This window comes from Mucilaginibacter sp. GW822-FHT03E02, assembly GCF_058801545.1.
In genome coordinates this window covers 2,885,811-2,907,711 of record NZ_JBXANJ010000001.1, presented here as the reverse complement: position 1 = coordinate 2,907,711, position 21,901 = coordinate 2,885,811, and the positions used below count along the sequence as shown (strand labels likewise).

Annotated in this window: 16 protein-coding genes; 9 read left to right on the top strand and 7 right to left on the bottom strand. The window is 42.2% G+C overall.

Features of this window, described 5'->3' with window-relative positions:
* Positions 1-6 precede the first annotated feature (6 nt).
* Together AC1RM2_RS12220 and AC1RM2_RS12215 are read right to left on the bottom strand one after the other, a co-directional pair.
* Positions 7-567: a helix-turn-helix domain-containing protein gene (locus AC1RM2_RS12220; protein ID WP_492985359.1), complete on the bottom strand. Its 561-nt coding sequence runs from the start codon at positions 565-567 to the stop codon at positions 7-9.
* Between the two features lie 338 nt (positions 568-905).
* Positions 906-2,636 (bottom strand): sulfatase family protein, encoded by a 1,731-nt coding sequence (locus tag AC1RM2_RS12215; protein ID WP_492985358.1) that lies wholly within the window; start codon positions 2,634-2,636, stop codon positions 906-908.
* A gap of 381 nt (positions 2,637-3,017) precedes the next feature.
* Here AC1RM2_RS12215 and AC1RM2_RS12210 point away from each other — a divergent pair, with 381 nt between their 5' ends.
* Positions 3,018-5,213 (top strand): glycoside hydrolase family 43 protein, encoded by a 2,196-nt coding sequence (locus AC1RM2_RS12210; protein WP_492985357.1) that lies wholly within the window; start codon positions 3,018-3,020, stop codon positions 5,211-5,213.
* Positions 5,214-5,805: 592 nt separating this feature from the next.
* Entirely contained in the window at positions 5,806-6,513 is a 708-nt protein-coding gene (locus tag AC1RM2_RS12205) for a Crp/Fnr family transcriptional regulator (protein WP_492985356.1), read from the top strand.
* 40 nt (positions 6,514-6,553) lie between these two features.
* On the opposite strand, the gene AC1RM2_RS12200 is transcribed toward AC1RM2_RS12205, so the two are convergent.
* Complete coding sequence (locus tag AC1RM2_RS12200; RefSeq protein WP_492985355.1) at positions 6,554-7,315, bottom strand: LytR/AlgR family response regulator transcription factor; 762 nt, start codon at positions 7,313-7,315, stop codon at positions 6,554-6,556.
* The gene (locus tag AC1RM2_RS12195) at positions 7,312-8,316 is read right to left on the bottom strand and encodes a sensor histidine kinase (RefSeq protein WP_492985354.1); all 1,005 of its coding nucleotides are present in this window, start codon (positions 8,314-8,316) and stop codon (positions 7,312-7,314) included. The genes AC1RM2_RS12200 and AC1RM2_RS12195 overlap by 4 nt, the downstream gene beginning before the upstream one ends.
* Positions 8,317-8,713: 397 nt before the next feature.
* On the opposite strand from AC1RM2_RS12195, the gene AC1RM2_RS12190 reads away from it, so the two are divergent.
* The 5 genes from AC1RM2_RS12190 (at position 8,714) to AC1RM2_RS12170 (ending at position 11,840) form a co-directional block, all read left to right on the top strand.
* Positions 8,714-9,496 carry a DUF1223 domain-containing protein gene (locus AC1RM2_RS12190; RefSeq protein ID WP_492985353.1) on the top strand — a complete coding sequence of 261 codons (783 nt, stop codon included), beginning with the start codon at positions 8,714-8,716 and terminating at the stop codon, positions 9,494-9,496.
* Positions 9,497-9,501: 5 nt separating this feature from the next.
* Positions 9,502-9,696 carry a hypothetical protein gene (locus tag AC1RM2_RS12185; RefSeq protein ID WP_492985352.1) on the top strand — a complete coding sequence of 65 codons (195 nt, stop codon included), beginning with the start codon at positions 9,502-9,504 and terminating at the stop codon, positions 9,694-9,696.
* A gap of 33 nt (positions 9,697-9,729) precedes the next feature.
* Positions 9,730-10,140, top strand: coding sequence for a DoxX family protein (locus AC1RM2_RS12180; RefSeq protein WP_492985351.1), 411 nt, complete (start codon positions 9,730-9,732; stop codon positions 10,138-10,140).
* Between the two features lie 127 nt (positions 10,141-10,267).
* Positions 10,268-10,726: an organic hydroperoxide resistance protein gene (locus AC1RM2_RS12175; RefSeq protein WP_492985350.1), complete on the top strand. Its 459-nt coding sequence runs from the start codon at positions 10,268-10,270 to the stop codon at positions 10,724-10,726.
* 70 nt (positions 10,727-10,796) lie between these two features.
* Entirely contained in the window at positions 10,797-11,840 is a 1,044-nt protein-coding gene (locus AC1RM2_RS12170; RefSeq protein ID WP_492985349.1) for an alpha/beta fold hydrolase, read from the top strand.
* 35 nt (positions 11,841-11,875) lie between these two features.
* Here AC1RM2_RS12170 and AC1RM2_RS12165 read toward each other — a convergent pair whose 3' ends face one another.
* On the bottom strand, positions 11,876-14,137 hold the full coding sequence (locus AC1RM2_RS12165; protein WP_492985348.1) for a TonB-dependent receptor: 2,262 nt from the start codon (positions 14,135-14,137) through the stop codon (positions 11,876-11,878).
* Positions 14,138-14,499: 362 nt separating this feature from the next.
* Between AC1RM2_RS12165 and AC1RM2_RS12160 the strand changes: the two genes are divergently transcribed.
* Positions 14,500-15,660 (top strand): sensor histidine kinase, encoded by a 1,161-nt coding sequence (locus AC1RM2_RS12160; RefSeq protein WP_492985347.1) that lies wholly within the window; start codon positions 14,500-14,502, stop codon positions 15,658-15,660.
* Positions 15,650-16,351 carry a LytR/AlgR family response regulator transcription factor gene (locus AC1RM2_RS12155; RefSeq protein WP_492985346.1) on the top strand — a complete coding sequence of 234 codons (702 nt, stop codon included), beginning with the start codon at positions 15,650-15,652 and terminating at the stop codon, positions 16,349-16,351. The genes AC1RM2_RS12160 and AC1RM2_RS12155 overlap by 11 nt, the downstream gene beginning before the upstream one ends.
* Positions 16,352-16,914: 563 nt before the next feature.
* Here AC1RM2_RS12155 and AC1RM2_RS12150 read toward each other — a convergent pair.
* Positions 16,915-21,075 carry a PKD domain-containing protein gene (locus AC1RM2_RS12150; protein WP_492985345.1) on the bottom strand — a complete coding sequence of 1,387 codons (4,161 nt, stop codon included), beginning with the start codon at positions 21,073-21,075 and terminating at the stop codon, positions 16,915-16,917.
* Positions 21,076-21,084: 9 nt separating this feature from the next.
* Positions 21,085-21,837: an AAA family ATPase gene (locus AC1RM2_RS12145; protein ID WP_492985344.1), complete on the bottom strand. Its 753-nt coding sequence runs from the start codon at positions 21,835-21,837 to the stop codon at positions 21,085-21,087.
* Positions 21,838-21,901: the final 64 nt, after the last annotated feature.

Below are 21,901 nucleotides of genomic sequence, written 5' to 3'. Positions count from 1 at the left end.
TATAATTCACACATTAGCAAAATTGCTTTGGTTTTGAGAATCAAAATGTTTAAACTGCGAGGGTGTCAAGCCGGTAACTTTTTTAAACTGGGCAGATAGGTGCGCTACACTGCTGTAATGGAGTTTCCACGAAATTTCGGTAAGGCTTAATTCATTCTGCCAAATCAGCTGTTTTACCAGTTGAATTTTGTTCATGATGATAAACTGTTCGATGGTTATGCCCTGTACTTCCGAGAATGTATTGGCCAGGTAAGTATAATCACGGTTAAGCTTATTACTCAGGTAATCGGAGAAATTGGTTTTCAAGGGGATTTCTGAATGGAAGATCAAATCGATAACTACCTGCTTTATTTTTTCAACCAGGATGTTTTTTTTGTTGTCCATTAATACCAGGCCATATTTTAATAAAGCGATACCGGCTTGTTGAATTTGAGCTGTTACCACATTCCCTGTAACAATTACCCTTCCCTGGTCAATAGAGGTACATTTGAGCCCCGCCCTCCTCAATTCGAATTCGACGATAATTTTGCAGCGGCTGCTCACCATGTTTTTTATAAAGAGGTTCATTGTACCCCCGTATTACAAAACAAGTGCCCCTGTGATTTTTTTTGCAGTTGCGCCTTGTCTAAATAAAATCATCGCTATATATTTTAAATAGATAGTGCCCCGCGGATGCGAAAAAGGCATTTATACCGGCGTTGAATAATGGCGATTAAATTTGGTAGTGAGTACGATTGGTAAAACCGGAGGTTGTAATTTATGGCAATAATGAGTAGAATACAGGATTTTTTTAGTCGTTTAACGAAAAGATGGTCTTGTGAGCCAAATCTCATACGCTGCTATTGAATAATGATATACCGGCTTGTTTAAATGCTGGTACATCATTATTAACATGATGTTGGTAATCAAAACTCATCGGTGGGCACCTTCAGGTTCTTTCGGTATCCATCAAGCCGTTTTTGCAAATCGGCGGTAAGTTTTTCATACCCGGGTTTGCCAAAAAGGTTATGAAGTTCCTGCGGGTCGGTTTTCAAATCGTAAAGTTCATTACAGTCAATATCGGCATCATTGGTTACATAGCCCGCATTGTTGAGCAGCTTAAGAATAGTATATTCCCTGTAGCCGGGAGTTGTTTGGTATTTGGTGGTTGCGCCACGCATGCCGCCCTTGCCGTAAAAATGAATCAGTTTATAGCGTTCGGTACGTACGCCATCGTGCTTGCGCACCATATGAAATGCCGGATAATCATAGTAGTGATAATATAAATCACTGCGCCACCCCGCAGGCTTAGGCCCCTTGAATGTTGGCTCCAGCGAAGTGCCACTCATTTGTTCTGGCTTTTTAATGCCCGCGAGCGATAAAAATGTTGGTGCATAATCAATGTTTTGTACCAGGGCATCGCTTTGCGTTCCTGGTTTTATAGCCCCCGGATATCTGATCAACAGGGGCGTCCGGAATGATTCCTCGTACATAAACCGCTTGTCAAACCAGTTGTGCTCGCCTATATAAAATCCCTGGTCTGATGTATAAACAACCATGGTATTGTTTTCCAGGTTATTATCCTTCAGGTATTTTAAAATTGCACCAACGCCGTCATCTACCGACTTAATGCAGCGCAGGTAATCCTTTAAAAACTCCTGGTATTTCCATAATGCAAGCGCCTTCCCGGTCAGCTTTGCGTTGATGAACTGCTGGTTTCTCAACTTATAATGCTTATCCCACGCGGCACGCTGCTCTGGTGTTAAACGCCCAAGTTCGCCCATTAAAAATGTGTACGAAAGCTTATCGTAGGGACTTACCAACTGATCTTTCAGCTCTTCCACTTTCAAATCCTGAACCAGTTCCATATCATTGCTTATTGACATTTTTTGTGTTTTGGCAGCATCGCACCGCGATTGGTAATCATCAAAAAAAGTTTCAGGCACAGGAAAATTCACATCGTTGTACAAATCAAGGTATTTGCCGGGAGGCATCCAATTGCGGTGGGGGGCTTTATGGTGTATCATTAAGCAAAAGGGTTTGCCCTTATCCCGTTTTTTCAAAAAATCGAGTGCATGTTCGGTAATAAGGTCTGTAGCATAACCTTGTTCCTGTACAAATTTATACCCTGTTTCGGTGCCTTTAAAAGTGGGATTATAGTATTTGCCCTGATCGTCAAGTATATGGTAGTAATTAAATCCCTTAGGGCTTGTAGACATATGCCATTTGCCAACAATGGCCGTTTGATATCCCGCCTGTTGGAGCAACTCGCTAAAGAATACTTTCGATGAGTCGATGCCCTCGGCAAGCTGGCGCTGGCCATTTTGGTGGCTGTACAAGCCTGTCATTAGGCAGGCCCTGCTGGGAGTGCAAAGCGAGTTTTCAACAAAGGCTTTTTTGTAAATGATGCCCCCCTTTGCAATCTTATCAATATTAGGGGTGGGTGCAAGTTTAGAAAGCATCCCCCCGTATGCACTGATGGCCTGGTAGGAATGGTCATCGCTCATAATAAAAACTATGTTGGGTTTTCTGGCAGCATTTTTTTTGTTCTGCCTAACTTGCGCTTGTACAAAAGCGCTTGTAAGGGCTACGGTAAACATTGCTGCCAGGCAAAACTTGGCCAAAAAATACCGCTCCAAAAACTTCTCAAATTTCATAGGTCAACAATTTAGGTTATTATCAAATTTTGTTACATTCAATAATCTATAGCCGTTGTGCAACTAAATATACGGGTATGTTTAGTTAATTAGCAGGTAATTTACGGTTGTTTTTATTAAAACCATGTATGCCGAAAGCGATAACAAATATTAATAAACTTTGGGCAAACTGTGATTATTTGAAAATTAAATTTAAACAGGTAGTGAGAAGTATATTTAGGCACCAGTCCCTGTCAAAAAAATAAAATTTCCAAAATAATTGTGTTTTTGACACTTTTAAATTAATATTGACATCGGATTCGCCGGGCGTATAAAATTGCCCCGGTCTGATATCAAACACCATTATAACCTGTATATTTTTAAAGAAAAGACTTATTACGTATGAAGACCCTGAAATGCACGCGGCTTTTTTTAATTGTATTTTCAACAATATTTGCACATGCGTCAGGCGTTGTTGCTCAGTCGGCCGGTAACAAGCCCGTTAAAAAGGCCGCTAAAGCCGACGCCTGTTCGGCGTATTTGTTTACCTATTTTACCGGCAGCAAAAAAGGCGAAGCTATCCGGTTTGCCTTAAGTAATGATGGTTACCACTACCGCGCTCTTAATAATAACCAGCCGGTTTTGAACTCGGCTACCATAAGTACGACCGGCGGCGTGCGCGATCCGCATATCCTAAGGGGGGCCGACGGGAAAACATTTTACATGGTGGCTACCGATATGAATACCGATAAGTACGGCTGGGGACCGGATACGGCTATGGTGCTCATGCAATCAACCGATTTGATCAACTGGACATCGCATACAGTTGTTGTGCCGGAGGTATTTAAGGAGTTTAAAGGTGTAAACCGGGTGTGGGCCCCGCAGACCATTTACGATCTTAAACTGCACAAGTATATGATATATTGGTCGATGCGTTTTGGTAACGAGCCGGATAAAATTTATTACGCTTATGCCAAAAATGATTTTTCGGGGCTGGAAACAACACCCAAACAACTGTTTTTTAAACCTGACAATGGAGCCTGTATTGACGGGGATATTGTTTATAAAGACGGCAAATATCACTTGTTTTTTAAAACAGAAGGCTCGGGAGCCGGAATTAAAATTGCCGTATCAGATAAGCTGACCGAAGGCTATGTGTTGATAGATAAATACATACAGCAAACCAAATCGCCGGTAGAAGGTGCCGGGACTTTTAAACTAAACAATAGTAACGCCTATATACTGATGTACGACAGGTACACCGAAGGTAAATACCAGTTTACCCGCACTACCGACCTGGAACATTTTACTGCTATTGATAACGAGGTAACCATGAATTTTCACCCGCGGCACGGCACCATTATGCCCATAACCGCGCAGGAAGCAGCCCGCTTAACCGCCAAATGGGGAAGCACAGATGATGCAATGTTGTCGCCCCGGTCGGGCCAGGTGAAAAAGATTAACATTGTGTTAGATTCTGCCACTCACACCCTTACGCTGCCGGTATTGCCTGGCACCAATTTAAAGGTATTTAATCCGGCGTTCAACGCATTGCCCGGCATTACAGTAATACCCACTGCGGCACAAAATTTTACCAAAGGCCCGGTAAAATATACAGTGACCATCAAAGGGAAAAAGCCCGAAACCTATAATGTACAAGTACAGGAAAATCACAACCCGGCAATTGAAGGTTACTATGCCGACCCCGAAATATTGTATGCCGAAAAGACGGGTAAATTTTATTTGTACCCTACCAGCGATGGTTTCGACGGCTGGAGCGGCAACTATTTTAAAGCCTTTTCATCGGCCAACCTGGTTAACTGGAAGGATGAAGGTGTGATACTTGATTTACCCAAAGATGTAAGCTGGGCAAAACGGAATGCCTGGGCGCCCTGCATTATCGAAAAAAAGATAAACGGCAGCTATAAATATTTCTACTATTTTGCTGCCGCGCAAAAAATTGGCGTAGCTGTGGCAAATGATCCGGCTGGCCCGTTTGTTGATTCTGGGAAACCACTGCTTGATAGTTTGCCTGCTGGTGTAAAAGGTGGCCAGCAAATAGATGCCGATGTTTTTACCGACCCGCAAACAGGCAAGAGCTATTTATACTGGGGCAACGGTTACATGGCCTGCGCCGAGTTGAATGACGATATGACCTCTTTAAAAACCGGCACCACAAAAATATTAACACCCGACAGACATTATAACGAAGGTACTTATGTAGCTTACCGGAAAGGTATCTATTATTTTATGTGGTCGCAAAACGATACGCGCAGCCCCGATTACACGGTGCATTATGGCACATCCAATTCGCCCGTTGGGCCAATAACGGTACCGGCAAACAATGTGGTAATTACCAAAAATGCTAAAGAAGGCATTTACGGAACCGGGCATAATTCGGTTATTCAGATTCCCGGCCGCGACGAATGGTATATGGTATACCACCGTTTTAATTACCCCAAGGGTATTACCATGGGCGATGCCGCAGGCTACAACCGAGAAGTTTGTATAGACAAGCTTGAATTTAATAGTGATGGCAGTATAAAGGAGGTAACCCCTACGCATAAGGGCATCAAGGCGGTTTTACTAAATAAGTAGCGGTTGGTTTGCCATCGGTGCGCACGCATTTCACACTATTGGACACTTTTGGTACAACTTGCAAATGGCGCATTAATAATCAGTTAAATGTGCTGATACTTAAACTAAGTAAGGTTAATTAGGGGAGGGAAGGTTTGAGTCATGTTGGCCTTCCCATAATTAATCGCTATACAGAAACCTACAACGCAAGACTAACGCAAAAGTGCGCCGAGGCCATCATTGGCTCATTTACTTATATTTTAAGTATTTTAAAGTGGCTTTTGTCTTTTGTTATTACGCGCTTTTAATAACCAAAATTGATTGGTTAATATGCATGCTAATACTATTAATATGGCATAGAAACCAATATTTTGCCATAAACTTCCGACACTCAGGTAATCATTTGTTCTTGAGGAGGTAGTACCAGTCATTGTTTTTATTAATATATGATTAAATTAAATTTCCTGTTAAAATATATATTGCTTTTAGCGGTAAAAATAACGATTTAGTTAACTTAAATGACACAAAACAGTCAGTCGAAAAGTGACACTTATCAGGTTTATACCATACTTATATCATGCTTATATAATACTTGGTTTCTGTAGTTTTGCGCATGAGCTTAAACAGGATTTTTCCGATAGAGAAATGGCGCTTTATTACAGCCTCTGCTTTAAGGTTGTTGACAGTAGATGACTACAACCGTTTACTTATAAATAGTCCTTCTCATATTTATAAGAAAGGAGAAATCATTTTCAGAGAAAATACTTTACCTGCCGGAGTTTTCCTGATGCTTAGTGGTAAAGTAAAAAAATACAAGGTTGACCATGCCGGAAAAAGGCAGACTATATATGTTGCAGGTAAGGGAGAATTGCTGGGCTACCATGCCGTACTTTCAAGAGGACGTTATTCCGATTCGGCAGCAGCGCTGGAAACCAGTCAGATATATTTTATTCCAGTCGAAGACTTTATGTTTACGATAAAAAATAGTCCTTCCTTTGCACAGCAACTGCTAAGTGCTTTAAGCCATGAGGTTATGGTTTTGGCCAATACTGTGTTGGTATTTGCTAAAAGGAATGCAGCCGAGCGGCTCGCAATAACTTTAATTGTGCTCAGGGAGAAATACAAGGAAGATGTTGCTGTTAAGTCAACCGTTGCCTTGACGGTTTCGAGAGCCGATTTGGCCGATATAGCAGGCATTGCCGAGGAAAATGTAACGCGCCTGCTTAAGGAATTCAAAGAAGAGGGCTTGTTAACAAAGGTGGGTCGGCAGATTGCTGTTGCAGATATCAAAGGGTTGGTAAAAAGAGCCAATTATAGATAGTACTATCCACCTTAAAAAACAATATTTTAATATCCTGCAGTTACCTGTTTTCAAGCCAGCTTAAAAAGCCGCTTGTTTTTTCTTTGCCTATCAGCAACTTATCAGGGCTGGGTATTACAAGTTTCACAAAAAGTTTCCTCGAAAAATAGTGCTCTACCTCTTTAACCGCGCTAAAGTTGATGAGGTATTGCCTGTTGAGCCTGAAAAACTGTTTGGCCGAAAGTAGCTCCTGCACCTGGTCTAACGATTGGGTGATGGCGTATTCCTGCTGCTGAAACGTCATGATGGTTGGCGTATCGTTGCGGATATAGATAAAAGCTATCTGCTCGGTTTGTATGGTGCTGTATTTATTGTTTTTAAAAACCAGGAAGCTCTTTTTACCCTCATCAATTCCAATCTTTTTTAATAACACATCCAGGTTGGGCTGTGCATGCTGCTGAAAAAAGTTTTTTAAATTATCAACCTTTTCAAACGCTTCCTGCAGCTCGTCTTTTGAAAAAGGTTTTAATAGATAATCAATACCATTGGCCTTGATGGCGTCCATAGCGTATTCGCCGTAGGCCGTGCAAAAAACTACAGGGCAGTTTATTTTTACCGATTTAAATATCTCAAAGCACAAGCCGTCAGACAACTGGATGTCCATAAAGATAAGATCGGGCTGTGCCATTTGGGTAAGATAATCTATGGCGCTTTCAATACTTTGCAATTTTGCAACGATATTGGCCGCCGGCCTTAGTTTTAAAATAAGATCGGCAAGTGATTTTGCCGCTTTAAGCTCGTCTTCAATGATGATAATATTCATGAGATGACCGGAAGTTTAATAGTGAATAAAGTTTCGCTGGCTTCAATATTAATGGTTTTATTAAGCAGGTGAATATAACGCTGGTTAATGTTTTCGAGCCCCATGCCCGTCGAGGCTTCGGGTGTTCTTTTAAGCTGAACCTCGTTTTCAACAGCAATATAGCCATCGGCCGAATACAGGCGGATTTGCAGGGGGCGTGTTACCGATACTACATTATGCTTTATACAGTTTTCTACCAGGAGCTGCAAGGTAAAAGGAGGGATAAGTGATTGATAGTAATCGGGATTGATATTAACCGAAAGATGGATACCATCTTCAAATCGCGCTTTTAATAAAAACACGTAAGCATCAAGTATCTCCAGTTCATCGGCAAGTTTTATCAGGTCGAGCTTGCGGCTTTCGAGGGTAAAGCGGTAAAAATTCGAAAGCTTTAAAATAAAATCTACCGAATGATCATCATTGCTCTCCACCATATATTTTAACGTATTCAAACTGTTAAATAAAAAGTGAGGGTTTACCTGCTGTTTAAGTAATTCATATTGTGCACCCAGGTTGTCTGATTTGGTACGCTCCAGTTCGATACCCACCTGCTGGTTTAGATAGCTTTGGTAGGCCATGTTTAAAAACATATAAAACATAATGTTCACCAGGATACCCCTTACCTCGAACATGAGCATTACCGGGCCAAAATTTAGTCGCGAGAGTAAAAATTGTTGAATACAAGCTAAAATAAACATTACCGCTATCCCCCAAAACAAGCCTTTAACCAAACGTAGTACCGAAAACCCGTTGGTAACATCGCGCGAGGTGTATGCTGGTAGCGTAACAATATTATAATACCATATAAAAACCGCGAACAGGAAAGTTACCGTTGAATCTACAAGTGCTTCGTAAGGGTTAAAATGATGCTCGGCAATTTTTGGGACCGAAGTAAGCACGCCCAGGAAAAGCGAGCTTAACCAGATTATTTTGTTAGATATTTTAAATGTTGTTTTATTCATGTTGGCTAATTAAATGTAGCATTTAACACGTGCAGCTCTTTTATAAGGCTATGTGCTAACTCCTGTGAGCACATCATCCCGCTAAGTTAAAATATAATGCAGATTGATACCGCATGCCAAATAGCCCAATCAGCCAATATTGTACCCGGCATAGGCATTTTGCACCCTCACGCAGACATGTAAAAGCAACACCTTTATTGCACCTGCTGCCATACCTTTTGCGCCTTATAAAGCCTCTTGCTAACAAAGGTTTTGGCGGTTTGTGCCGCAAATCCATCGGTTGACCAATTCGGCGTTTCATTTAACCAACTCGCCCCAAATTATGCCTAATCCGGCTGGTTTTAACTAAAGGGCCACCAGGTTTGCCAATAGGTTTGCATAAAAAATAACAAGTATCATGAAATCATTAAAAGTTTTAGTACTAATTGCCGGCCTTATCGTCAGCGCCCTATCGGTTTACGCATTGATGAGCGGGGGCAAAACACCCGCAAAAAAAGATATAGCAAAAGCAGGCGGAAAAGGTTTTGTTGTATTGGAGTTGTTTACCTCCGAGGGGTGTTCAAGCTGCCCGCCGGCCGATGAGTTGCTGGCAAAAATACAACAGCAAACACAAGGCAAAGCGGTTTACCTGCTGGCCTATCACGTTGACTACTGGAACCGCTTGGGTTGGAAAGATATTTTCAGCAACGCCGGTTTCTCGGCCAGGCAACGGCAATATGGGCAATGGCTTGGCGGTACACAAATTTATACGCCACAGGTTATCGTAAATGGCAAAGCCGAGTATGTAGGATCGGATGAGGCTGCACTTAATAGTGCAATTGCCGATGGCCTGGCAACCAACCCGGTGGCCACAGTTATACTCCGGGCGCAACAGGATGGCAGTAAACTGAAACTGCAATACCAAACCGCAGGTGCGCCTGGTGGCAGCAATGTATTGATTGCCCTTGTACAAAAAAATGCCCAAAGTAAAGTAGAACGTGGCGAAAATGCCGGGCACATATTATCGCACATACAAATAGTACGCAAAATACAAACGGAGCAGCTAAGCAACAACGGCGCAGGCAACACAACTATTGACTTGCCTGAAAATTTTAGCGCGCAAAACTGGGAAGTGCTATGCCTGGTGCAAAATCAAAACAGCGGCGAAATTTTAGCGGCCTCAAAAACCGGCCTCAAATAAGCATCATGAACAAGCCGGGCAAATACAAACAAACCGGGCTGATTGCGGGGTTGGTGCCGCTGTTGTCTTTATCATTATTGGCAAGCGCCCCATTCGAAAGGAATCTGCAGGATTGCCAAATGGTGAGCATCACCATAAAAAGAAAAAGGATACCAGCCAGCCGCAGCCAGATTAAAGGGCATCAGGCCATAAATTCATAAGCGAACAATATCATCAAATCAAATAACAATATCATGAACAATTTAAGCACATCAAAAACAGCAAAAATTATTTATTGGGTAGGCGTTGTACTGCTGTCATTGCTTTTTTTAGCAAGCGGCTATTTCGAGATCACCAAAAATCCGCTCACTTATACCAAAACATTAAAAATGGGTTATCCCCCATATTTTATTACCCTGTTGGGGATCTCGAAAATTCTTGGCATAACCGTACTCCTTGTACCCCACAAGCTACGGTGGCTTAAAGACTGGGTTTTTGCCGGCCTTGTTTTCGATGTCATCTTTGCGTTTGCGTCAGGGTACGCCATCAGCAACAATGCCGATCTTATTAAATCAGCTACAGCCTTTGTGGTTATCATTATTACTTACATACAGTTCCGTAAGCTTAATTCCCATAAAACGCAGTTAACCGTAGCCGGAAACTGAGACCATCCCGGCTTTTAAAATGACTAACTCAAGGTCAAATCTGTCCAACTCCCTGTTTAATGGTCGTTAAAAAATCAAAGCGAGGGTACTTTTGACTCAACAAAAAAACAATTTTAAAAATAAAATAATGGAAAATAATCAAACAGGCAGTTCAGTAACAACCGCCATAGCAGTATCTCAAAACGTATTATACACAGGTAAAACCCATACCACAGGTGGCCGCGATGGAGGCTCGTCAAGAAGCGCCGATGGTAACCTCGATATTAAATTGTCTGTCCCTGGCAGCGAAACAATTGGTACCAATCCCGAGCAGTTGTTTGCTGCAGGCTGGTCGGCTTGTTTTATCGGCGCCATGAAAATTGCTGCCGGCCAAATGAAGGTAAGAATCCCCGCCGATGTAGCTGTTGATGCTGAAGTTGACTTATGTAACACCGATGGTGCGTACTTTTTACAGGCCCGTCTTAACGTAAGCCTGCCAGGGTTATCAACAGAAGTTGCGCGGGCACTGGTAGATGCCGCACACCAAACATGTCCGTACTCTAAACTTACCAGGGGCAATATCAACGTGCAAATTAACTTAATCTAACAACACCGTTTTACTGCCCGGGGCGCCGTTAAACGCGGGCCCGGGCAGCGAAACGATAACAATTAATAATATGTCGCAAAACCTCAAATTTGATCGCCGCCGTTTTTTAAGTGCTGCCGCTATTTCACTTGCTGCCGGCCCGCTTGCTATGCTTGGTTCTGCAAAAGCCAGCCCTGCGCATGCGCCGGCAACCAATAAAGCTAAACAGGCCGATGCCTCCTTTGGCACATTAAAACAAATTGATGCAGGACTATTAAACGTTGGATACGCCGAAGCCGGCCCGGCCAATGGCCCGGTGGTGATTTTGCTGCATGGCTGGCCTTATGATATTCATAGTTTTGCAGATGTTGCCCCACTGCTGGCAGCAAAAGGTTACAGGGTTATTGTGCCGCACCTGCGCGGCCATGGTACAACGCGTTTCCTGTCGGCTACAACATCCCGCAACGGGCAACAGGCGGCCGTGGCTTTGGATATTATTGCTTTAATGGATGCGCTGCATATCGGCAAGGCCATATTTGGCGGGTACGATTGGGGAGCACGCACTGCAGGCATTATTGCTGCTCTTTGGCCCAACCGCTGCAAGGCCATCGTATCCGTTAATGGCTACCTTATTAATAACCTTGAACGTAACAAGTTGCCATTACCGCCAAAAGCCGAATGGGGATGGTGGTATCAGTATTATTTTGCTACCGAACGCGGCCTCGCCGGTTACGAAGCCAACAGGCACGATTTTAACAAGCTCATCTGGAAAAACGTTTCGCCTAAGTGGGACTTTGATGATGCCACTTTTGAGCGCACAGCCGCATCTTTCAACAATCCAGACTATGTGGGCATTGTGATACATAACTACCGCTGGCGTTTAAGCCTGGCTGATGGCGAAGCACGATATGATGATATTGAAAAACTACTGGCCCAAAGCCCGGTTATTACTATACCCGCCATTACATTGGATGGCGACTCTGATGGTGTTGCGCCCGCCACCGACGGCGCCTCATATGCCAAAAAATTCTCAGGGAAACACACGCATCGCATTATCAAAGGCGCGGGCCATAATTTGCCCCAGGAGGCCCCTCAGGCTTTTGCAGATGCCATTGTTGAGGTAGACGGTTATTGAGGCTAACTTGGTGTAAAAGCAGGCAATTATTGCTATTAAAAAAAGTAACCAACGTGCAGCAAAGCGGCAAATTTAGTGCCGGCGGTAAAAGCAATCCCATCAACAGGGGCCTGATTTTTTAGCTTGGTAATGGTTTCAAACTGGGTTTCTTTCCACCGCACGTTAAACAGGTTATTGATGGTTAGGCCAATTTCGTATTTGGGCCGGGTATAATTTAATAACAGGTCATTTATAAAATAACCTTTAGCGGCAAGGCTATAGTCGGCATTTGCGGGGCGGTCGCCAAGGTAGCGGTAGCGCATGCTGCCGTTGAATCCGTTTTTAAGCGTGTAGGTTATACCTCCTGTGCTGCTCCAAACCGGCGCCAGCGGAATATAATTTGCTCCGGCCGGGTCGTCAATCGAGCGGCCGTGTGCATAATTTATATCCGCATCAAAATATAGGGATTTAAGCGGCTGGTAACGGCCGGATAGGTCGAAACCAATGCGGCGGGTTCGGCCACTAAACTCTACCGAACCGCCATCGCCTGCATATACATATTCCTTCTGTAGGTAACTATACCACAAGGCTGCGTTAAACAACAGGTTTTTGGCCGGTTTAAAAACAGTACCGGCATCGGCACCGTAAGCAGCGGGGAGCGTTTGCAAACCGCCTTGCGCTACTACCACCCGCGTATCATTGGAGTGGAAGCCCTTGCCGGTTAATAAATAAAATTGCGTTTTATCATTAGCACGATAGTAAAAGTTGAGTTTGGGGCTAATTGTGTTGTTATTGGCAGTATACACACCAACGCCATTAAGTGTAGTGTCGGTAGCCAGTTTATTGTTATACCGGTAATAAAACTGATCAAACCTTAGTCCGGCAATCACTGAAAATTTTGAGCTGAACCGGAATGCTTCGCCCAGGTAAGCCCCGGCGCTCAGTTCGGTAATGTCGCCCAGTTTAATTGGGTTGATGACCACGAAGTTATTTACCGTGTGGGATAATTCCGAACCTTTGGTCATATCCAGCCGGGTGTTGATACCCGCCTCCGTTGTCAGTTTGATATTGCCAATATAACCTTCGTGCAGGTAGCTGCCGTTATAGCCGTACAAATTGCGGGCTTCCCGTTGCCGTATCTCATCGCCGTTAACGGTATCTGCCAGGTAAAACGTAAAGTTGGTATGCAAATCAAATTTATAACGCGAATAGTAAAGCTGGTTTTTGACGATATCGTGATTAGGAAGGATGGTTAAAAGCTGGGCGTTTACGTTGGTACGTGATGTTACCCCGCCCTCGTTGGTGTCAAGCGCGCCGTAAAAGCCAATGGTTCCATCGTTTACCGCGCTTTCCGGGATCTGGCCCGATGCTTTCCATTTGCTGTATAAAGTGGATGCACTGATGCTGAGCCAGTTGTTGGCGTTCAATCTCCCGTGGTATTTGGTAAAAAAGTTAAATCGTTTAAAATGCTGCGGGTTGTCAAAATAACCGTCGCTGTACCGGTATTCAGAAGCCGCATACCACGACTGGTTATTGGCTTTGGCTTTTTGGCCAAGCAGGTTAACCATGCCCAACACCCGGTAGGTATTAAACTGTCCGCCCTCTACCTTAAACTGGTCGGCGGCAACGGTGTTGGCTGTGTTAAAGTTTACAAAGCCGGTCACGGCCAGGTCGCCTTTCTCCATATTATACATCCCTTTTTGATAGTTTGTACTTTCTATCGTTTCGGGGATAATAAAATGGCTGTCGGCATAACCCTGGCCATGTGCCTGCGAAACCATATTTACCGGCATATCATCAACGCTCAAATTGATATCGGTACCATGGTCATTATCAAAACCGCGCAAAAAAATCTGCTCGGCCTTACCGCCGCCCTGGTGCTGGCCAATAAACAGGCCCGGCACTATACGCAGCACTTCCTGCGAATTGGACACCCCGCGGAGCTTAATATCGGTTTCGCTGATCGCCTTATAAGGGTTCGGGTTATCAGCGGTTATTACTACATCGGTTAACTGCGTAAGCCTGGGGCTCAGGTCAATCAGCGGGCTCAGCTTAAGGTCGGTTAATAACACAATTTTTTTTTGATAGCCAACGGCGGTAATTGTAACAGATTGCGCCGCAGGTCCAACGTTCCTGTAAGCAAAGCGCCCTGTTTCGTCAGTGATATTCGTTTTGTTTACGGGATTTAAAATCACAGTAACACCATTAACCGGCATCCGGGTAGCGCTGTCGATGATGGTGCCTGAAATGTTTTTTTGCTGCGCGTATAACCTGCTGCTCATTAACAAAATGCTTATGCCGAATATTTTAAATTTCATATTACAAATCGTGTACAGATAAGGCAAAGGCTTTTTATCAACTAAAAAAACTTGAAGCAGCATCAGGCCAATTATATTCCCTTGCTTTTCAGGTATGCGCCTTAACAACCAGATCACATTTTTTTAAACCCCATGTAAACGTAGCGGCAATCCTCAGTTTAAAACAGGGGGTATGGATGAATGCCCTTTTTTTAGTGGTGAAAGGCTTATCGCCGTTCCTACGCAGTTTTTTTAAGATGTGATGTGCGTTTTACCGGTATTTACCCACGCTGTAAATAGCATATTTGCCATTTCATCTATACATTTAAGTCAGTCACCGATGTTTTCACTTCCTTGCGGCGGCTATTGTGTTACTTTATGCTATGTCACGAATTAAAGCTATTTCTATCATCCTGCATGTTGCCGGTTGGGTTACACTCATGGCCATCCCGCTTATTTTTTTGCATCGCGGCGGCAGTTTTGACGGTGACATCACCCTGGTACAAAGCCCCGACTATTGGTTATTCGGACTTACTTTTATAGTGGTTTTTTACAGCAACGCCTACTTTTTTGTTCCGCGCCTGTTGCTCCGTAAAAAACATTGGTTGTTTGGCGTCGCTGTTTTTTTCCTGTTCTTTGGTGTTTATTGTATCCGGCCGTTTGACCGCTTACTGCACATCAGGGAAAGAGAAGACGATAGCCGGCCGCCCTCCAACCGGCCACCTTTAGATGCGCCCGGCAGCGAACATTTTCAGCCCGGAAGACCGCCTGGGCCTGGGCAAAGTCCCAATTTGTCAACCTTTCGCGATAGGCCTTTAAGCCGGTCGCCGTTTGGGCAGCCGCTGGATATTACCAGTTTTTTTATCTTTTTTACGGTAATTGCCCTTAGTACGGCCATTAAAACCATAAGGGAGTGGCTGCTTACCGAGCAAAGGGCAGCCCGCGCCGAAGCGGATAAAGCAACCGCCGAACTCTCTTTTTTAAAAGCGCAAATCAACCCGCACTTTTTGTTCAACACCATGAACAATATTTATACGCTGGTTTTAACGCGTGATGATCATGCAGCCGACAGCGTTATGCGGCTTTCCAAAATAATGCGCTACGTTACCGAAGACATAACCGGGAATTTTGCCCCCCTGCAACGCGAAGTTGATTGCATAGCCAGCTATATTGAACTGCAGCGTTTGCGCACCGGCAACCTCACCGTTGTTAATTTTGAGATAGAAGGCAATATAGACCGAAAACAAATAGCGCCCCTGCTGCTCATGACTTTTATCGAAAATGTTTTCAAATACGGTGTTAGCAAACACGAAAGCACAACCATCCAAATCAAATTGGTTATCAGCGAAACTACCCTGCACTTTTATTGTAAAAACCGGATATTCGGTTTAAGCAACAGCGATAACCACAGCACCGGGATAGGCATCAAAAACACCTGCAAACGTTTAGATCATTTATATCCCGGCAGGTATGTATTAAATATCAGCAACGATAGCCAGGAGTACATTGTTCAGCTAACCTTACCAAATAACCATGATGCTTAAATGTATAGCCATTGATGATGAACCTTTAGCTTTACGGCTTATCACCGAATATGTATCGCGGTTTCCCACGCTGCAACTCGTGCGCACATTTGAAGACGCAATTTCGGCGGCCGAATTCCTGAAAAACACAACCATCGACCTCCTTTTCCTGGATATCAATATGCCCGACATATCGGGCATCGACCTCATGAGGTCATTAACTGTAAAGCCCATGGTTATTTTCACAACCTCGTACCGGAAATATGCCTACGACGGCTTTCAGCTGGAGGCGGTTGATTTTGTTGAAAAACCGTTGGAATTGGAACGCTTTACCCGTGCTGTAGAAAAAGCGCTGGCCTATTACCAGTATAAGAACCGGGCAAATGATAAGCCGGGCAATCCAGACGAAAGCCTGTACGTAAACTCCGAATACCGGGTGGTAAAGATAGACCTAAGCACCATCGAATACATCGAGAGCATGGAAAACTACATCCGCATCCATTTAACCAACGACAAACCCATACTTACCCAAATGCCATTAAAGGAGGTGCTAAAAAAACTGCCCCCCGATAAATTTCAGCGCATTCACCGCAGCTATATCGTTCCGGTACATAAAATAAAATCCATCCAAAACCGCAAAGCCCAGCTAACAGCTATCGAGCTGCCCGTGAGCGACGCTTACTATGAAACTATCCGTGGTTTGGTTAATTAGGTGTTTGTGCAAGCCAACATGCAGGAATCCCATTTGTAGGTTTCAGATGTTTTATTTTGGTTTATACACCTGCACCGGCAGTAAATTTTTTGCCTTTGCATTTTTACTTTTGACTTAACCATGGCGTACGCCGCCGGTAGAAGCGGCGCCAGGCTTTCTGTTAATACTACACTGGCCTTAGTCACCTGGCCGGTATACACGCCAATTCTTTACGCGAGCCGCCGTTAAATGTAAACACCCGGATGCAATTAAACATCCGGGTGTTGCATATTCATTACTTAGCATGGCGTTTACCTGTCAGCGGGCCACCCCGATTAACCATCTGTGCGGTAGCGAAAAACGCTTGCTGTAGCTGAGGGCAAAAAAACTGGCGGTAGCATGAGCTTTGGTCGCAACTATACGTTAGCGTGATTACAATGTCCATTACAAGACAATTCAAGAGAAACTTATATCATATTTGGCAATTGTTAAATAATCTGTTGCCCTAACATTCATGTAATCATGGTACTTCAATACCAACTACACCTTTTATTTTGTTTGCCGATGGCCCCCTCCATCCAAAGCTATTTAGTTAATATAACATAAGCGCCCAATGTGTTTTTATCACTACCTGCCTTGGCTATCTTTGTTAAAGTTAACGTGTATTTTTCGTCTTTATAACTAAACACATAAGGCCGTTTTAAACTAATATTTAATTTTTCATTGATCACATTTTCACATCTATAGGCTGTTGATGTTTGGCATAATTTAATCGATACCGTTCCGGCTCCATTATTCAATTCGTTTAACTCAATAAGTATGCTGCCAATTTGTAATGAGTAGCCTACTTTAAACCATTGTTCCACACCCAAAGGCTTTATACTAGGGTCGCCGGTCGCCTGATCTGGCCGCGATGTTTGAGGTAATTTGACAACACGTGTCAGCTGCTCAAAAGCAGATACAAATTGGTATAATTTGCCAGCATCTAACCCATTAAGCGGAGTATTAAAAAAACTCAGATAGATTCCCGAGTCGGTCATTTTTAAACAAATTACTGATTGAAATCTATTTGATGAATAACACAAGTAACACCGGTTTTTACTGTCATAATATATATATGTCAAATCAAGTTCGGTGGTGCCGGTGCTTGATATTATGGTATATTTAGTAGGGGTGATTTCTATACTTGCACTGAGCAAACTCGGTCGTTGCCAGCTTCCCAAAAAACGCTTATCAGAAATAGATTTTATCCGCTTATAATTTTTAAGATCAAACAATTGGTAATATTGGTAATTTTTATCAGATGCAAGCAAATTAAGGTTGTTGTCTTTAAATGATAAATAAATACTATCCCGCTTTTTCCTGGTGGCATCATGCAAATAGAACGTATAATTTTCGCCGCAATATTTTATATCCTTCTCCAGTGGATACGTATTTTTATTTACAGTATTAAACCTGATGCTATCCCGGTATAATATAATATTACTACTCATACGGGAGTTGAAATATTTATAACCCGAAACCACGTTTGGAATAGAATCAAAAGTTACTGTTTTACATTCCGATGTGCTGCTTATCCATATTTCAAGCTTTGTTGTATCGTTAAACAAGGTATCTGGTTTGCCGGTAAGTGCCACAAGTTGAGTAGTGAATTTTGTACGCAGGCATCTTTCCGCTACTGTTGCCAATGCTTCGGCATAACTCTTCATCGATGGCCTTAAATACCGCACCACATTAACAAATTTATAATTCCGTTGCCCGGTACCTTCGGCAACATAACCATTTAATGAAATACACTGTCTGAAAAGCTCGGCGGTGGATGAAGAGATTGCAGTATCATATTGGATATATACTTCGGGTAATTTTGCATTGTTACACGCGCTGCCCGAAACGGAAAGAAGATATTTGGTATACCTTAACGGGAGTTGACCGTCAAGTATTTTTTTATGCGAGGTATATAAGGCAATGCGATTATTTCCATTTACCTTTACCTTTTTAAAAACAATTTCATTAACATGCTGTGTAGGTAGCGCGCTGAGTACGCCCGGATCCAAATAAAGTTGCTGACGATAACTTGTATCTGGTGTTTTTAATTCAATATAAAGTAACGAATCGTTTTGTTTGGCCGTCAATTGGCGCAAACAAATACCAGTGTCTATTTTGATCGTAATATCTATATTCGGAGGATCGTGACTTTCGGCGATAGGCCAAACGCCCTTGGTGATGTTGTTCGGAAAGCCGCCAGGGTCATTTCCGAAAGCAAACAATTCGCACAAAAAAAATGCCGACCACAATGCCAACAGCACTATTAGGATGTTTTTTAAATTAAGGCCAGGCGGCTTATCTAAATATAGCGTATTACTGCCTGCAGGAAGTTTATTGTTCTTTAGTGTTTTTAATGGTGGAGATTGCTTATCGTCCTGATTTTTCAGATAGATTTTTAAGGGTACGTCCACAATGCGATTTTCCCTCCATAAAGCCAAAAATGCATCCGCATCAGCTTTCAGACCAATGTTGGCCACCGGATCGTAAGTGTACAAAATAAAACTATCGGTATAGACCTGAACCTGCTTTTCAAGAAAGCTAAAACTCTCGACACTTATTAATCCGTCAGATTCTTTGAGCATCGATAACATCTTACGCCGTGCCGTTATCTCATTTGAATTTGTAAGTTCTTTTAGCAAGTCCAGGCGTAATTCTGTCGGAAATACGCCGTCTTTGATCCAGGGGATTCGGGCTATTTTAAGTAAATTACTATAATTGAGCTTGCCCGATACTCCCAATGCACTTAATATTTCGGTTCCAATGCCTACTATCAATTCCCATCTGATACGATGATGTATTGCAAGGCTGCATATCCATTGAAAAACATCATCATCATTAATATATTTCTTAAGTTCGTCAATGTCTTCAAGCTCGATATTATTAACGTTGTAATTTTTCCACTCTCGGTAAACAGATGTGGCTGAACCTTCTTCTATTAATTGAACAAGCTTTACCCACCCCTCAAGGTCAGCAGGCAATAATATGAACCGTTGTGCTAATATCAATTCATTTGTACGCCAGTCTTGTTGTAGCACGGGTGTTACTAATAACCTGTTATCCCAAAGTTCAAAATAAAGATCAAAGTCCTTTTTTATCTTTGGCAGGGCGCTGTCCAATAAGCTGTAACCGGTACCCACTATAATCAGTACCGCGTCCGGATGATCTGTTTTTAATTTTTTAAGGGAATAATTTTGGGTCTGTTTTGCATTTTTAAAAATGCCAGGTTCGCTATAATCATAATAGGTAATCCGGATATTTTGATGTATGAATTTATTAGCCAGGTAAATAAATAATGACAGCTGCAGATGGTAACCTATATCCTTCTCTATCAGTAATATGTAGTCGTAATTTTTTTTATGCTGTTTATAAACCGGGCTAACTAACCCGTGGTTTTGTATCGTGTTACGAATGGTTTTCGGGATATCTAAAAATCGAAAAAGTGTTATTCTCGTTTTTTGTAACTCATTGTAAACTCCAAAAAGTTTGTTCTCCGGTTGAATGTACTGATCGTTGTTATTAAAAGGAATATCAAACGGAGGCTTAACGGCTTTATTTTTGCCGGATTTTGAAAGAGCATTAGTTTTTAACCGGGGTTTTAGCTTGCTTTTAGGTGGAGATACTTTATAAAGTATAAATCTTAAAATAAAAAAGATCAAAGTGCCTGGTATACTTAGTAAAAGTGCAAGTATTAAACTATTACCGGCCAAAAAATAATACTGTTCATCGGGCTTGCCCTGTGTAACAATGTTTAAATCATAACCACCAACCGGTGTTACCGCGAATGAATACTCGGCCAAAGAACAGTTTTTGTTACTGCTGTCTTTTAACGCAATTTGAAAAGTACCTGAACTAAGCAACTTATAATTTAGAACAGGGGCGGTGTAAGGTATTATAGTATCTAAATCATTAGATGGATTACTAATTTCCCAATATGCCAACCTGGTTGTGGCGGGCTTATATTGTGAAAGTTGTATTTTTACAATTGTATTTGAATCAGGCCGCACAGGGCTGATTGTCAGTTTTTCTAATTTAGGGCACACAATTACCTTAACCGTATCCCGGGCGGTGTCTTGTTTGAAAACAGTTTTCAAGTAAACTGAAAATTCGCCAACGGTTGTATAAACATGCGTTGCGGAATTCCCCTCCATTTCGTTTCCTTCACCTAAGTTCCAGCTGTAAATTGTATCAGCGCTATTAGTACGGTTTACAGGCCCGCATTTTTCATCAAAAGTAACGGTGTCACCTACACGAACATTAACCACACTTGCCAAAGCCCCATTGACACAAATTTTATGCGGCTTAATAGGTTTATTAATATATTGGTATACAACCAACCCAACTGCTATTGTTATAGCAAGTAAAGCAAGAAAATAATATTTGTTAACCCTTAGCCACTGACGTATAAGCAGTGTCCATTTTTTTTTTGGTGTGTGGTTACGGGCAATTGTTACGCACCATTGATCAAACACATTGTAAAACGTTTGCTGGTCTGCTGGGTTTTTGCAAATTACAGGGGCCAGGTAATATTTAAGCCCTTTGAGGTCTTCATTTTTAAAATTTTCAAAAATGGCGTAAAATTCAATCAAATCTCTTACTCCAATACGGAATCCTGCGCTTTTCAATAAACTGAAAAGGGTTTCAAACGGCATTTTTTCCTGCTGTTCGTTTAAGCTGTTTCCTGTACCGATAGAGAATAACATTTCAAAATTTTACGAAGTTTTACCAAGTACCAGCTGTAAATCATCAGCCTTTTTCACCAAAATAGAGAAGTAGTCTTTTAAAGGCGATTCATTTAAACTTTTTCCCTGTTTAAATAAAGATTCTTTTAATAAACCGGCATCAATTATTGCCCTTATCCAATCTATGCATTCTGATGTAGATGGTTTTTTTTGCAGGGCATAATTTCGAACTTTAAAAAACTCTTCTACTTTTTGTTTAATTAGCGGGTGGTCAATTGCATTTACAGTTAATCTGCTTTTTATAATGTCAGCGAGTGCTTCCGGTTTAGGAAAATCAATGTTAAAATATATACACCGCCTTAAAAAAGCTTCCGGTAAGCTTTTCTCCAGGTTACTTGTCAAAATAATAATTATACGTTCCCTTTGCTTCGCATCTTTAAGTTGTATTTTTGAATTTAACTCCTTTACCTCAAATTCATAATCTTCGAGCTCATTGAGCAAGTCATTCGGAAAATCACGCGATGCCTTATCTATTTCGTCTATAAGCACTACCGTGGATGAAGGCTCTTCCGGTACGCCGCTCTTCCTAAACAAGTCCTGAAACTTTCCAGCATATTTAGATCCTATAGCCCTGGCATATGCTAAGCCTAAAGCCTTTAATTCTATAAAATCCTCAATATTAATCACAGGATTTGAATGGCCCTCACTTAATTCTACGCCCGCTTTTTTTTCAATAGAAATATTTTGCTGAAAATGAGGTTGGTTTTCCCGAAAATGCGACACCGCGTCGTAAAAATAAAACAGATCTTGTGATATACTCGATGATTTGGTTGGGTATTTTAAAGGT

Bases quoted from the DNA above. Each gene is read 5' to 3' on its own strand.
- AC1RM2_RS12220 (WP_492985359.1), bottom strand. From the start codon at position 567: ATGAACCTCTTTATAAAAAACATGGTGAGCAGCCGCTGCAAAATTATC.
- AC1RM2_RS12215 (WP_492985358.1), bottom strand. From the start codon at position 2,636: ATGAAATTTGAGAAGTTTTTGGAGCGGTATTTTTTGGCCAAGTTTTGC.
- AC1RM2_RS12210 (WP_492985357.1), top strand. From the start codon at position 3,018: ATGAAGACCCTGAAATGCACGCGGCTTTTTTTAATTGTATTTTCAACA.
- AC1RM2_RS12205 (WP_492985356.1), top strand. From the start codon at position 5,806: ATGAGCTTAAACAGGATTTTTCCGATAGAGAAATGGCGCTTTATTACA.
- AC1RM2_RS12200 (WP_492985355.1), bottom strand. From the start codon at position 7,315: ATGAATATTATCATCATTGAAGACGAGCTTAAAGCGGCAAAATCACTT.
- AC1RM2_RS12195 (WP_492985354.1), bottom strand. From the start codon at position 8,316: ATGAATAAAACAACATTTAAAATATCTAACAAAATAATCTGGTTAAGC.
- AC1RM2_RS12190 (WP_492985353.1), top strand. From the start codon at position 8,714: ATGAAATCATTAAAAGTTTTAGTACTAATTGCCGGCCTTATCGTCAGC.
- AC1RM2_RS12185 (WP_492985352.1), top strand. From the start codon at position 9,502: ATGAACAAGCCGGGCAAATACAAACAAACCGGGCTGATTGCGGGGTTG.
- AC1RM2_RS12180 (WP_492985351.1), top strand. From the start codon at position 9,730: ATGAACAATTTAAGCACATCAAAAACAGCAAAAATTATTTATTGGGTA.
- AC1RM2_RS12175 (WP_492985350.1), top strand. From the start codon at position 10,268: ATGGAAAATAATCAAACAGGCAGTTCAGTAACAACCGCCATAGCAGTA.
- AC1RM2_RS12170 (WP_492985349.1), top strand. From the start codon at position 10,797: ATGTCGCAAAACCTCAAATTTGATCGCCGCCGTTTTTTAAGTGCTGCC.
- AC1RM2_RS12165 (WP_492985348.1), bottom strand. From the start codon at position 14,137: ATGAAATTTAAAATATTCGGCATAAGCATTTTGTTAATGAGCAGCAGG.
- AC1RM2_RS12160 (WP_492985347.1), top strand. From the start codon at position 14,500: ATGTCACGAATTAAAGCTATTTCTATCATCCTGCATGTTGCCGGTTGG.
- AC1RM2_RS12155 (WP_492985346.1), top strand. From the start codon at position 15,650: ATGATGCTTAAATGTATAGCCATTGATGATGAACCTTTAGCTTTACGG.
- AC1RM2_RS12150 (WP_492985345.1), bottom strand. From the start codon at position 21,075: ATGTTATTCTCTATCGGTACAGGAAACAGCTTAAACGAACAGCAGGAA.